Origin of the sequence: Oscillatoria sp. CS-180 (assembly GCF_028330965.1) — a bacterium.
GTDB lineage: Bacteria > Cyanobacteriota > Cyanobacteriia > Phormidesmidales > Phormidesmidaceae > Halomicronema.
In genome coordinates, this window is the sequence record NZ_JAQMUB010000095.1 from 1 (window position 1) to 13712 (window position 13712).

Below are 13712 nucleotides of genomic sequence, written 5' to 3' on the forward strand. Positions count from 1 at the left end.
CCCCCCCCCCCCCCCCCCCCCCCCCCCCCCCCCCCGTCGAGGGTTCGGTGGGTCTGCTCCCAAAGGGTTCGGCACTACCCCTTAATTATCTCAACCGTTTTCTCCGTTTTTTAGAGGCAATCAACGATCAGCGGCAATGGAACAGGTTTGCAGAGAGGGTTATATGGGAGGCTTGAACGTCGGCGCAGCTACCTCGGATGACGGCGCTCGATGGTAAAGGACTCGAATGCAGGAGGCGGGGGCGGAATATTGACTTGGCGCGATCGCAGTTGAGGAAAATATCGCTGAATCAACTTGTTGTACTGCCCGCCCAGCAGCAATCCAGTGACGCAGCAATACAGACCCACCAGGCAAAACAGTACCGTGCTGAAGAGACCATATAGCCAGTGCTGATCGGCCAGAGAACCGATATGGATTTTGAGACCAATGCAGGCCATCAGCCACAGGGCGGTTGTAAATAAGGTCCCAGGAAGAACCGGAACAGGAGCAGCCGAAGGTTTTTGACTAGCCCGATAGAGCAACCCAAACATCAATGCAATGGTGGAGAGCGCCAGACTCCATCGCAGGGCGTGAACGAGTAACCGTTTAACCCAATTCATTGCCGTCGGAGCTGCGATCGCACTCTTGATCCCCTCTGGTAGGGTCATAGAAATAAAGCCTATGGCTAACAGCAACAGACCCGCAACGATCACTGCAACCAAGACGGTAAGGGTTCTCTGCCGGAAGGACGGCACCAAGTGAGAAGCCAGATCACCATCGGAGCGGATAACCTGTTGCAGCGAGCCGATGACCTTAAGCCATAGCCCAATTCCTAATCCACCACTAATAACCAGCAGCCACCAGCGATGGGACGTTGTCCACTTAGATGCCGTTTGGGACACTAAATTGCGAATTGTTTCCGGCGAAGCGGGCAACCACTGGGTAATGACTTTCAACAAAAATGTTTCTGCTGAACTGCCCAGACTGGCCATTGCCAGCACTACGAAGAACGATAAAAAGAGGCAGCAAGCCATGCCATAGGCGATCGCGGCTCCCCTCATCCAGTAGCGATGTCGTGCCGCCTGCTGCATCACAGCCCGCCAAAGGTAAAAGCTGAAATAGTTGCCGATGGCCCCTCCTTCTCCCAACTGTCCCGCTGGCGGAGAAAAAGGCTCCCCAGTTGGATAGGGACCAGCGGGCGGCAGTTGTCGTCGATGAGGCATGGACATGGCGACGAGGCATAGCGAAAGGAGTACGCTTATTCTATGCAGATCGCTCCCCGATAAACCAACGATTTAAAGTTGGGAATCGCAAAATTTCCTTTAGTTATCGCGATCGCGGTCTAAAAACCATTGATTCTTAGCTAAATCGATCGTTATCTTACTCTGTCCTCTCGGTATAACTGCTGAAAAGATTGAGATTCCTATGAGGGATCAGGGAAAGCTACCCGATAGTCCGTATGGATAAAAAGAACGGGCGAGGTTTTGATACGTTTGTCCAAATTAACTGTTTTAATAAGCTGATGTTCCGCGATCGCGGTGCAGCATGAGGATTGAGGGGTGAATTGGGGATATGAGGCGCTCTGATATGAGGACGTTGTCGAAATTTATAGCAGGCTTGGGCCTGGGTATCACCGTTAGTGTGTCATTAGCCTGGGCTATGGCGATACCCGGACAAGCGAGCAGTCACGCCCCTTCGGGAGCACTGGTTTGGACTGATGGAGGGGGAACCGCGATCGCCCAGGAAAGCGGCGACCTTGGCATTCCTCAGGATTTTGATCCCGATACCCTCGAACCGCTACCCAACTCAGACGTTTCTACGGATTCCGTCGATCTGATTGATCCAGATGCCAGTCGGCTCGGTATTCCTCAGGATCTTGACCCCGCGACGCTGGAACCATTGCCCAACGGCAACCAGCCCGCTCGAACTCGTGATCCAAATCCGAGTCGTCTGGGCATTCCTCAAGATCTTGATCCTGAAACGCTGGAACCGCTGCCCAATGGCAATCAGCCTAATGCGATAGAAGACTCTGATTCTGCACCCAGCAGATTGGGGGTTCCTCAAGATTTTGATCGTTTCACCCCAGTACCTGATCCCTCGAATACCAACGTTCCGACCAGTCGGGATTCTGATCGGTTGGGGGTTCCTCAGGATTTTGCTCCCTCGACTCTAGAAGCCTTTCCTTCTCGCGACTTGCCCTTCCAGTCAACCGATCCTGCCGACCGGATTGCGCCTCCTGGCTTGCTCGTGCGCCCTGGAAACGATCCCATTTCCTACTTTTTTGCCATTCGGATGGAGCGAGAACTGGAGCACATCATTGGTCGATTTGAGAGCGCCTTGATCTTGGCCGACGCTGCGGATCAACCGAATGAGGTGCAGCTCCCCGACCCCAATGCTCCAGTTGCCGCAGCCGAGAAATCGTCTGAGGCTGATGTATCTAGAACGGTTTTGCATCCGGCTCTGGTCGAAGCTCGACAGCTTCGACAGGATTGGCCTGCCCTAATTGAAAATCAAGCCTATGGTGAAGCCCGCACACGTTGGCTGGAGGTCCGTCAAAGCCTTTGGAACAATTTCCCCCTTGATCGTCCCTACGCGCCTGCCGAAATTCGAGCCATGTGGCTAGACCGGGGCAGTATTGTTCGTGCTGGCTCTCGCGATAGACTGGCAACGCTGTTTGACAACATGCAGCAGTCAGGCATCAATACCGTCTTTTTTGAAACGGTCAATGCCGGTTTTCCCATCTACCGGACTCAGGTTGCTCCTCAGCAAAATCCATTGACGGAAGGCTGGGATCCCCTTGCGGATGCCGTGGAGTTAGCCCACGAGCGCGGCATTGAGCTACATGCCTGGATGTGGGTCTTTGCTGCTGGAAATCAGCGCCATAACGCCATCCTAAACAAGTCCGATAGTTTTTTAGGACCGTCCCTAAGCGGCAATCCTGATTGGGTGGGCTATGACCAAGACGGTAGCCCGATTCCGTTGGGGCAAACCAAGCCCTTTTATGATCCCGCCAATCCGGAAGCACGGGCGTTTTTGCTGCAGCTCGTGGATGAAATCATCACCACCTACGATGTCGATGGTTTACAGCTCGACTACATTCGATATCCTTTTCAGGATCCGTCGGCGGAGCGCACCTACGGCTATGGCACTGCTGCCCGGCGACAGTTTCGTCGTCAAACAGGGGTTGATCCAACGGAGTTGACGCCACTGGTTGACCCCTGGCTGCCCAGAACGGTGCGGGAACGACAGCGATCGCTCTGGGCAGCGTGGCAAGCTTTCAAAATTGAGCAGGTAACGAGTTTTGTTGCTGAAACCTCAGAGCTGGTTCGTAGCAAGCGCCCTGACATTGTGCTGTCCACTGCCGTGTTTGCCATGCCCGAACATGAGCGGCTGCAAAAAATTCAGCAGGACTGGACGGATTGGGCAGAGCAGGGACTCGTAGACTGGATTGTGCTCATGAGCTATGCCCAGGATGCCAACCGCTTTTCTGAAATGATTGCGCCCTGGGTATTGGAGAAAGACTACGGTTCGACTCTGGTGATTCCAGGCATTCGTCTCTTGGGCATGCCTGTTCCGGTCGTCGTTGATCAGCTGCAGGCGCTCCGAGATATGCCGGCAACGGGGTATGCGCTGTTTGCGACCGACAATCTCGATGGCCGCATTCAAAACCTTTTACACAATACCCAGGGCACTCATGCTAGCGATGGGTTGGGGATAGGGCCGTATGCGATCGCGGCAGAACGTTTTCGGTCTTTGCAACGGGAATGGAATTGGCTGCTTGCCAATGGACAAATGACATTACAGCCACGACTCGCTGATCGATGGATCGAAGACGTCAATACAGCCGGAGCCAACCTAGCGGCGCTAGTAGAGGAGCCAACAGTGGACGTTGCCACGGTGCAAGATCAGGTAGAGTCCCTTAAACGCAGTATGAAAGTGGGTCTGAGCCTCGAAACGGCTACTGCCTCTGATTACCGCATTCAAGCTTGGGAATACCGCCTAGAATCCATTAGCCGTTTCCTGACATATGGAGCAACTAGACAGCGTAGAGGCTAAGCGGGATAGCAAGATGTGGCTGCTAGATGTGAATGCCACACTCGGTTTTGGCTGAACCGCGCCAGCGACCTGCCCGTTCGGGCTCGCCAGCTTGCACGGGGGTTGTCAGAGGCTCGTCACCAATGCTGGCGTATCCTTTGTCATGGAGCGGATTGTAGATTACGTCGTTGTAGTAGACATATGTCCACAGGTCTTTCTGCGTCCAATTAGCTAAAGGGTTGATCTTTAATCTGCCGTCAGAGTCCTCTTCGAGGATGGGCATATTCCGACGTGTAGCGGATTGGTCTCGACGACGGCCCGTGACCCAAGCTTTAACGCTAATGCCTTCCAAAGCTCGTTGAAGGGGCTCAACCTTAGTCAAATGGTGAAATCTGTCAATGTCTCGTCGCCAAAGCTCACTACCGTATCGGGCGACGAATTCTTCGCGGCTATCAGCTCCTTGCGCTTGATAAACATGCAAGTTCAAATCGTAGCGTTCAACTGCTCGTTCAACGGTTTCTAGGGTTTCTGGAAAGTGATGGAGCGTGTCTAGAAAAATAACCGGAACAGGCTGCTTGGGACACAACTCTTTGTACAGCATATGAAGCGTAACAGGGATGCTGAACGAGCTAGTCTGAGCCAGCCCAGTTGGAAATGTTTTGATGGCCCACCGTAAAATATCCTGAGGAGTTGCAGACTCAAATGCTCGATTGAGTGCGTCTAAGTCTAACTCGGCTGGGGATGCGGGCGCTGGAAGTGTCATGCACTGAACCATATGTTCATTACCTGCGTTGCGTGTTTGCAGTGCCACATTCAGTTATACACCTTTTATGCCCGTGAATCACACATAATCCGGTCGGGATTTGGGGGATTAACCGTCTGTTGTTGGATGGATATCCAGACCTTGCAGGGTTCCCGTTCGAAATAGCTAGGATATGATGCTTTTTCCTAGCTTCTACAAACTGAGGTCTTCCCCCCGGATACTAGAGTAAATAGCCAAAAGCGTCAAAATTCAATCATTTAGACAGGAGTGGCACCATGAAACTAGCGCTTTACAGCAAACCAGGCTGTCATCTCTGCGAAGGTTTGCAGGAAAAACTAGAAGCGCTGTCTCACCTCGACTTTGCTCTTGAGGTTAGAGACATTACGACTCGACCCGACTGGTTTGATCGATATCAGTATCAAATTCCGGTTCTTTGTCGAGTGGTTGAAACCCCTGAAGGACCTAGAGAAGATGCCTTGCCAAGGTTGTCTCCCCGCGCTCCAATTGCCAAGGTGGAGCAAATGTTACAGACATATTGGGAGCCTGATACGGCAAAATAAGCGCAGCTATACATTTGTGAGGGGTTGCTGACATGAATTTGCAGGCGTTGTTGGCAAGGTTGGTTGAGATGGGGGTAGAGCCATTGATCGCACTTCCCTCTGATCACCCTGCTCTGACCCATTCAGTCAAGCGACTGTGTACCAATTCTCAGGCTTGCCAACCAGGCGATGTCTTTATCGGGATGCCGGGGACTCGGGTAGACGGTGGCGAGTTTTGGCCAGGAGCAATCTCAGGAGGGGCGATCGCGGCCTTGGTTACGCCACAAGCCTATCAAGCCCGTTCACCCAAAACCCATAATCCGGATGCGTTGGTGCTGCCTTTCGCTGACATGGCGATCGTCTGTGCGGTTGCGGCTGTCGTCTTCTATGACGCGCCAGCCCAGACGATGCAGTTGGTGGGTGTGACAGGTACCAACGGCAAAACCACCACCACTCATCTTATTGAAGCTCTACTGAACCAAGCCGACCAACCCACTGGGCTGTTAGGTACCCTCTATGCTCGCTGGCCTGGACATGAAGCGGTTACTGTCCACACAACTCCCTTCGCTGTTGATCTACAAGCCGATTTAGCCACCGCTAGAGATGCAGGTTGTCGTTCGGTTGTCATGGAGGTGAGTTCCCATGCGCTGGCGCAAAAGCGGGTTTGGGGCTGTCCCTTTGAGGTCGGTGTTTTTACCAACTTGACTCAAGATCATCTGGATTATCACAAGACTATGGAGGCGTACTTCGAGGCCAAAGCCCTCCTGTTCAGCGAGGATTATCTGCGGGGCCGTGCCGTGGTCAATCAAGATGATCCCTATGGTCAGCGGCTTCTGGAGCGCCTGGGGGATAAGGCGTGGAGCTACAGCATTGAGAATTCTGCGGCTGATTTGTATATGAGCAATCTGATCTATGGTGCAAACGGCGTCAAGGGGCAACTCCATACACCTGCGGGCAGCATTGATTTCTCCCTACCGTTAGTGGGCCAGTTCAACCTCTCTAACATGCTGGCAGCGGTGGGGGCGGCGCTGCACTTGGGAGTTACTTTGGCACAGGTCGCTGACTGTTTGCCCTCGTTTGGCGGTGTTCCAGGACGGATGGAGCGGGTTGTCGTGAGTCCTGACCAGGACGTTAGCGTTATTGTGGACTACGCCCATACGCCTGATAGCTTACAGAATGCGCTCACGGCGGCTCGTCCGTTTGTAGCGGGGCGGCTCATCTGTGTATTTGGCTGCGGCGGCGATCGCGATCGTACGAAACGTCCTCAAATGGGCAAAATTGCTTATGATCTGGCTGATCTCGCTATCGTCACGTCGGATAATCCCCGGACTGAAGATCCGCAAAGAATTCTGGCCGATATCCTTGACGGGATTCCGGCGCAGCTGCCTGCGGAACAGGTAGTATGCGATCGCGCTGAGGCCATCCGATCAGCGATCGCTCAGGCCTCCGCTGGCGACTGCGTGCTGATTGCAGGCAAAGGCCATGAAGATTATCAAATTCTCGGCACTGAGAAAATCCACTTTGACGATCGTGAACAAGCCCGCTCAGCTTTGTGCGGAAAGTCTTAAAATTTTTGAGCGATAAGGGGAGCAGGCTTTTTTTGAGCTAGAGCAGAAGAATAGCTGTAGTCTTGGTGTCAACGCACTGACGTGCTTGCCTTCAATAGAGCTATGCCATTACGGAGAAAGAATTAGAACGGTTTTGCATAACCATCACATGCTCGAAGAGGTATCTGTTTGTGACTGCTAGAGAACAACTCTTAAGAGAAATTGAACAGGCCCCAGACTCACTTGTCAATACTGTTCTTGACTTCTATTTGTTTGTTAAAGAGCGACAACAACTTCAAGGTGAGGCTGTATTAGCTGCTAGCAGCGGAATTGTGGGATTGCTCAAAGATATCAAGGATATTCAGACGCAAGTTCCTCAAGAGGAATGGGATAAGTTGCCCCATGATGGTGCTGTAAATCACGACCATTACCTATACGGAGTTCCCAAACTTGAAGAATGAAATCTGTCTTCGCGGATACTGGTTATTGGATTGCTTTACTCGATCCCAACGACACTCTTCACGTTAAAGCTTTAGACGTCAGTATTGCCTTAGAGTTTGAAAGAATCATAACGAGCGAAATGGTTCTAGCTGAGGTTCTCAATTATTTTGCTCATCGGGGCAGCTTCCTCAGAGTTGCAGCTGTATCTTTAATTCGAAGCTTAAGAAGCAATTTCTCAATCGAGATAATTTCCCATACTGCTATAAATCTTTTTCAACAAGCACTGGAGCTTTATGAACAACGCCCCGATAAATCCTAGAGTCATACCGATTGTGCTTCTTTTTGCATCATGCAAGAGCAAAACGTTCTGGAAGCTCTAGCGTACGATAAACACTTTGAACAGGCTGGCTTTATACCCCTGTTAAGAAGTTTTGGAACCCAGTAAATCTATCTTGGTCATGGAGTAGTCTCCCTTCAGCATGTTGGAAGCGTTGAACTAACGTTAACACTGAAACAGTCATGACCTTCACGGCGAATTCCTTTGCCGTACAATGTGTCTGAATATTTGATAAAGCGATTGAGCTGGCAAGCCACAGGAGTTTAACTTTGTGGGCTTTGCAGCTCATTCTTTTTCAAAACTCAGGGCAGCTTCATTAACTGTCCCTACTTTAGGAAACAAACTTCACAACGCAATCGCAGGTGACTCCTGATGGGCATTCCTCCCTTTCTTCGGAAGGCACAACAGTGGTTTTTTAAGACTCCAGAGCGTTCCCTTGACCAAGCCTATGAAGCTGCCAGGATGATCGAAGCCATTGAGAACGAGCACTTCGATGGTAATCCCATCTCGGCTCGCTATGGCAACTACGGCAAAAGTTCGATGAACTATTTTGAGGGAGAACTGCAAAAGTACCTTAATCTCATCAACTTGAGAATGACTGAGTTTCGAGCGAGTAGTGCGGTCATTCGCGTTTCCGATCCCAAGATCATGGAGATTCAGGTTGGCGAGCCCTCAGATCAGGACTATACGCTCAACGTTATTGATAGGCCATCACTCTTTTTCCGCAAACTACAGTTTGTTGACGAAGTCCGTGCCCGCTATCGTCGAACCGAATCCTCATCGGCGCAGACGGTAGTCATGGTGAAGGAGCCTGCAACGGCTCAACCCAGAATTCAATCAGAGGGGCAATCGACCCAACTGTTGAATGGACAGCAGCGCCAAGCATCCCCTGGCGCGATCGCTCCCCTTGCCACAACTCCAAAAGCGATCGATCAAAATGGGCAGCGATCAGCGGGGATCACGGATCGAGCCAGCGTTCTCCCCCGGTCAATTCTGCGAACTGTTGATCGCATTCGACAAGATTTAGACCCCAATGCTGAGGAACAGGTGGTCAAAAACTTTCGCTCTTCGCGGGGACGAACGACGACGGCGATCAGATTTCTACTGCTGCTAGTGATTGTTCCTCTACTAACACAGCAGTTTGCCAAGAACTACGTCGTGGGACCTATTGTGGATTACGCCCGCGAGAATCAGGAAGCAGATGTGTTCCTCAACATGGAGATGGAAGAGGAAGCTTTGCATGAGTTACAGCAGTATGAGGAGCGCCTCCGTTTTGAGGTCCTTATCGGCAAGGTAGAACCCATCCGTGAGGCTGAGATTGAAGAACGGGTTGTTGAGAAAGCCACGGAAATTGAATCGGAATATCGCGATCGCAGTGCTGATGCAGTCAAAAATGTGTTCTCAGATATTCTGGCCGTGAGCGCGTTTATTATCCTGCTGACCAACCAGAAGCGCGGCATCCTCACGCTAAAGAGTTTTTTGGATGAAATTGTCTATGGCCTAAGTGACAGCGCCAAGGCATTCATCATCATTTTGTTTACCGATATGTTCGTCGGTTTCCACTCGCCTCATGGTTGGGAAGTCTTAATGGAAGGGCTTTCTAGACATTTAGGTTTTGCGGCTAACCGAGAATTCATCTTCCTTTTCATCGCAACGTTTCCAGTTATCTTGGATACCGTGTTCAAATACTGGATTTTCCGCTATCTCAACCGGATTTCTCCCTCGGCAGTCGCCACCTACAAGAATATGAACGAGTAGGATAATAGCTAATTTTGATGGGGTTCTATGTTTGACGGATAACGCGCCTCGACCTTTACCTATAGCCCTGTGCAGCTTGGTCAAGTCCATCTCAGTGTCTTAAGAGAGCAGGGAATAGGGGACAAGGAATGGGGTGGGCTGATTTAAATGCAGGCCGTCATAACGTTGGATTGTCTTCGATGGGATCAATCTCTAACCCACGTGAACTGTTGTAACATTCGGGGTGTTGAGTTTTGGCTTGCAATGGCTGGTGAACCGGAAAAGCACGTCGCGATCGCCATTCTGTTTCGTGACAACCAGTTCTTGCTACAGCTTCGAGACAACATTCCTACCATTCTTTATCCTGGTTACTGGGCCTTTTTTGGGGGGCATATCGAACCCGGCGAGACAGCAGAAGAGGGCGTTTGGAGAGAGATCGAAGAAGAAATCAACTACTCTCCACCCTGGCTTAAACTATTTAAGCAGTGGAGAAATGAAAATATTGTCCGAAATGTTTTTTATGGTCCACTCACTGTCCCCTTGGAGCAACTAGAGCTGAACGAAGGGTGGGACCTTGGATTGGGGACGGTCGATGAAATTCGTGACGGTCGAAAGTTTTCATCGATCGCTAATCAAGTTCGTCCCATCGGAGAACCTCACCAACAATTGCTGCTCAGTTTCATTGCTCAATATGCTGACAAGCTGAGCGACCTTGATCCTCTGTAGTGCGTGTGGGATTACGCACGAGCTGAAAAGCCAAGACGGATAAGCCCTCGCTATTGCTGCTTTCCTTGATTGAAGACCAGAAGACTTGCACGTTCCTTGAGCTTATTAATCGTAAGGACACATAACTTTGCAGAAATCTAGAAGTTTTGTTAACTTGCAATTAGTTCGCACTATCACGTCTATGGCGTAAGGCTTCACATTATGGATCGGCTTTTTGGCATTATTCCCAGGCCCGCGCCGATGCGGGAAACGGCTAGAGTTTACGACTTAAAAGCGCGTTTGGATTGGGGTGAACCCGCTTTGACCATCATTGATGTTCGCGATCGTGCCCTTTTTAATGAGCGTCACGTTATGGGTGCGATTTCAATGTCGGTAACAGAGTTAGTCAACCGTGCCCTGTCTACCCTTGAACTCGGTCGAGATATTTATGTCTACGCCAGCACGGATGAAGAGGCCACCATCGCGGCTGAACAACTTCGTGCTGCTGGCTACGCGAAGGTTTCTGTTCTTCGAGGCGGTGTGGCAGCCTGGAAAGCCGCTGGTTTTCCTACTGAAACCACGGGCAACGCGATCGCGGCATAACGTGAAACGCCGTTAGCTCGCATTCACGAAGTCGTGCGGTCTTAACAGTGCAGCCGCCCAGTACTAATGCTCAAAGATGTTTGGGTATTGCAGCAGGTCGAGGGTGACGAAGGTTGGAATGCATCCAAGGCATTCCACTGCTAGTTCCCATCGGCCTTCGCGTTTTAGCATGTCGATCAAAGCCTGACGAATCTGGTGCAGGTATCGCACATCGTTAGCCGCATAGCGCAGCTGATCGTCTGACAGATTAGCCGCATTTCCCCAGTCAGAGCTTTGCTGCGTTTTGTCTAGCTCGATGCCTGAGACTTCACGGACAAGCTCTTTCAGGCCATGCCTAGAACTGTAAGTGCGGCTGAGTTTGCTGGCGACCTTGGTGCAAAAGGTGGGATTGACCTGGATATTCAAGTGATGCCGCAGGGTTGCTAAGTCAAATCGAGCAAAATGGAAGATCTTTTCAATCGCAGGGTTCTCTAACAGCGTTTGGAGGTTGGGGGCTGCTTGTTGGCCTAGCTCAATCCGCACGACAGACACATAGCCCGCTTCATCACAAAGCTGGACCAAGCAAAGGCGATCGCGCCAAGGCAATAGACCCATTGTTTCTGTGTCAACAGCGATCGCGCTAGCCTCTAGATATCGTTTTAGTAGTGCGTCTGAGAGGTCGCGATCGCAAACTTCAAACATGTCGGGAGACAATGCCTCGGGTGTGGCCTCACTCATGACAAGTTCCCCAAGGCTTTGGCAACTGTTTGGACGTCTTTATCCCCTCGGCCCGAGCAGTTGATCACAATGTAAGGGCTGTCCGATAACTGAGGACACAGCGTTTCTAGATAGGCAAAGGCATGGGCTGTCTCAAGGGCTGGAATAATGCCTTCTAACTGCGATACGAGCTGTAGTGCATCTAACGCTTGCTGGTCAGTCACGCTGTAATACTCAGCCCGCCCAATCTCTTTTAAGTAGCTATGCTCCGGTCCAACACCGGGATAGTCCAAACCAGCACTAATGGAGTGGGCTTCCTGAACCTGACCATTCGCATCCTGTAGCAGATAGCTCATCGCTCCATGCAAAACCCCGACTCGGCCTTGGGTCAGAGTGGCGGCATGCTTACCCGAAAGGACGCCCTCGCCCTCAGCTTCCACGCCAATCATGCGAACCGACGTATCTTCAATGAAGTCGTGGAACAATCCCATGGCATTAGACCCCCCCCCCACGCAAGCCATAAGAATATCGGGTAGTCCATTCCACTTTTCCAGCGACTGACGGCGAGTTTCTTGCCCGATCACAGCGTGAAAATCCCGCACAATCATGGGGTAGGGATGTGGACCTGCAACGGAGCCCAAAATGTAGTGGGTCGTTTCGACGTTGGTGACCCAATCCCGAATGGCCTCAGACGTGGCGTCTTTGAGAGTTCCAGTCCCCGCTGTCACAGGGCTAACCTCAGCCCCCATCAAGCGCATCCGAAAAACGTTGAGCGCCTGTCGTTCCATATCCTGTACGCCCATGTAGATGACGCATTTGATGCCAAAACGAGCGCATACTGTTGCGGTTGCCACACCATGCTGGCCTGCTCCGGTTTCAGCAATAACCCGCGCTTTGCCCATGCGTTTAGCCAGAAGAACCTGTCCCAGAGCGTTATTAATCTTGTGCGCTCCAGTATGGTTCAAATCTTCTCGCTTGAGATAGATTTGAGGGCTGGTACCATCGGGGTTAGCGTAATGAGCCGTCAATCGTTCAGCGAAGTAAAGCGGCGTTTCGCGTCCGACGTAGTCTTTGAGTAATTCGCTCAACTCCTGCTTGAAATCATCCGTGTCGCGATACGTGTAATACGCCTCCTCTAACTCAGCTAAGGCAGGCATGAGCGTTTCGGGCACATACTTCCCGCCAAATTGACCAAACCGCCCCAGTGGATCAGGCCGGGCCGAAACAGCAAGAGCCTGCTTAGAGGTCTTGCTAGCTGAGCTTTGAGTGGATGTGGGAGAAGAAATAGGCGTCTGAGTCACGAGCGTTAGACAATATAAGAGTAGTTGTCAGCCCCCATTATACGGAATGGGCTAACCCTCTATCTGTCTTGCCAGATTAAGAAAGCTAGAAAGTTGTGCTCTTTCTGGTTGGGTATGACCATACTGAACAAAAGACTATTTGCGGATTTCCAGGTTGTTACGGATGTCAGGTTGCTGTCTATAAGATTTTGCCTTTATCCCAGCCGCTCCACTCAAAATTGCTGGGATAAAGCCTTGTGCCTTCGTTGATGTTCCATAAGGTTTCTCCATGATTACTGTTGCTCAAGCTCCCCCGAGCGATCGCGCTCTATTCATTCGTCGCACCTACACTCACCTGGCAGGGGCGATCGCCGCCTTCATCGCCATTGAATATATTCTCTTTACAACCGGCATTGCGGGTGCAATCACTAATATGCTGGCAGGTAGTCGATTTGTTTGGCTGGCCATTTTGGGCGGCTTTGCTCTATTGGGCTGGTTTGCCCGAAGTCTGATTGCTCGCGCCAAGTCCGGAGAACAGGAATACCTAGGCTTAGGAATTTATATTGTCGCAGAAGCCATCATCTTTGCGCCGATACTCTACATCGCGGCCTACGTTGTTGGTAATGATGTCCTTCCCATTGCCGTAGCCCTGACGCTACTGCTTTTTGCGGGGTTGACGGCGATCGCCTTTACAACTCGACGAGATTTTTCTTTCTTGCGGGGCTTTCTAACCGTTGGTGGCTTCGTCGCGCTGGGACTGATTGTGTGTAGCGTGATCTTTGGCTTTACCCTAGGGCTTATCTTTTCTGGGGCGATGGTGATTTTTGCGTCTGCTGCCATCCTGTATGACACCTCCAAAGTCATGCATCACTATTCCACGACTCAACACGTGGTGGCTGCACTGGAGCTATTTGCATCCGTTGCCCTATTGTTCTGGTACGTTTTACGAATTGTGATGGCGATGCGCCGATAACGTGTTTTCGCAAGCGAGATGCGCCTCTTACAGTTCTTCACTGCACTATGCTGCGAACTAGAGACCGAGAATTTTGA

13 protein-coding genes are annotated in these 13712 nt (G+C 51.2%); 9 read left to right on the top strand and 4 right to left on the bottom strand.

What is annotated here, in order from left to right:
- Positions 1-188 precede the first annotated feature (188 nt).
- Complete coding sequence (locus PN498_RS26105) at positions 189-1208, bottom strand: YihY/virulence factor BrkB family protein (RefSeq protein WP_272066393.1); 1020 nt, start codon at positions 1206-1208, stop codon at positions 189-191.
- A 430-nt stretch (positions 1209-1638) separates the two neighbouring features.
- On the opposite strand from PN498_RS26105, the gene PN498_RS26110 reads away from it, so the two are divergent.
- On the top strand, positions 1639-4035 hold the full coding sequence (locus PN498_RS26110; protein ID WP_272066394.1) for a glycoside hydrolase family 10 protein: 2397 nt from the start codon (positions 1639-1641) through the stop codon (positions 4033-4035).
- 22 nt (positions 4036-4057) lie between these two features.
- On the opposite strand, the gene cysH is transcribed toward PN498_RS26110, so the two are convergent.
- Entirely contained in the window at positions 4058-4789 is a 732-nt protein-coding gene (cysH, locus tag PN498_RS26115) for a phosphoadenosine phosphosulfate reductase (RefSeq protein WP_272066395.1), read from the bottom strand.
- 263 nt (positions 4790-5052) lie between these two features.
- Between cysH and PN498_RS26120 the strand changes: the two genes are divergently transcribed.
- The 7 genes from PN498_RS26120 to PN498_RS26150 all read left to right on the top strand — a co-directional run bounded on the left by PN498_RS26120 (position 5053) and on the right by PN498_RS26150 (position 10686).
- Complete coding sequence (locus tag PN498_RS26120) at positions 5053-5337, top strand: glutaredoxin family protein (RefSeq protein ID WP_272066396.1); 285 nt, start codon at positions 5053-5055, stop codon at positions 5335-5337.
- A 32-nt stretch (positions 5338-5369) separates the two neighbouring features.
- Positions 5370-6884: a UDP-N-acetylmuramoyl-L-alanyl-D-glutamate--2,6-diaminopimelate ligase gene (locus PN498_RS26125; RefSeq protein ID WP_272066397.1), complete on the top strand. Its 1515-nt coding sequence runs from the start codon at positions 5370-5372 to the stop codon at positions 6882-6884.
- 170 nt (positions 6885-7054) lie between these two features.
- Positions 7055-7324: a hypothetical protein gene (locus tag PN498_RS26130; protein WP_272066398.1), complete on the top strand. Its 270-nt coding sequence runs from the start codon at positions 7055-7057 to the stop codon at positions 7322-7324.
- Positions 7321-7623: a type II toxin-antitoxin system VapC family toxin gene (locus tag PN498_RS26135; protein WP_272066399.1), complete on the top strand. Its 303-nt coding sequence runs from the start codon at positions 7321-7323 to the stop codon at positions 7621-7623. Before PN498_RS26130 ends, PN498_RS26135 begins: the two co-directional genes overlap by 4 nt.
- Before the next feature lie 390 nt (positions 7624-8013).
- A complete protein-coding gene (locus PN498_RS26140) occupies positions 8014-9399 on the top strand; it encodes a proton extrusion protein PcxA (RefSeq protein ID WP_272066400.1) in 1386 nt (461 codons plus the stop codon).
- 201 nt (positions 9400-9600) lie between these two features.
- A complete protein-coding gene (locus tag PN498_RS26145; protein WP_334312295.1) occupies positions 9601-10104 on the top strand; it encodes an NUDIX hydrolase in 504 nt (167 codons plus the stop codon).
- A gap of 201 nt (positions 10105-10305) precedes the next feature.
- Positions 10306-10686, top strand: coding sequence for a rhodanese-like domain-containing protein (locus PN498_RS26150; protein ID WP_272066401.1), 381 nt, complete (start codon positions 10306-10308; stop codon positions 10684-10686).
- Between the two features lie 63 nt (positions 10687-10749).
- Here PN498_RS26150 and PN498_RS26155 read toward each other — a convergent pair whose 3' ends face one another.
- Positions 10750-11403, bottom strand: a complete 654-nt coding sequence (locus tag PN498_RS26155) for a ribonuclease D (protein WP_272066402.1) — start codon at positions 11401-11403, stop codon at positions 10750-10752.
- Positions 11400-12683, bottom strand: coding sequence for a tryptophan synthase subunit beta (gene trpB / locus PN498_RS26160; protein WP_272066403.1), 1284 nt, complete (start codon positions 12681-12683; stop codon positions 11400-11402). The genes PN498_RS26155 and trpB overlap by 4 nt, the downstream gene beginning before the upstream one ends.
- Before the next feature lie 268 nt (positions 12684-12951).
- Between trpB and PN498_RS26165 the strand changes: the two genes are divergently transcribed.
- Positions 12952-13635 carry a Bax inhibitor-1/YccA family protein gene (locus tag PN498_RS26165; protein ID WP_272066404.1) on the top strand — a complete coding sequence of 228 codons (684 nt, stop codon included), beginning with the start codon at positions 12952-12954 and terminating at the stop codon, positions 13633-13635.
- Positions 13636-13712 lie beyond the last annotated feature (77 nt).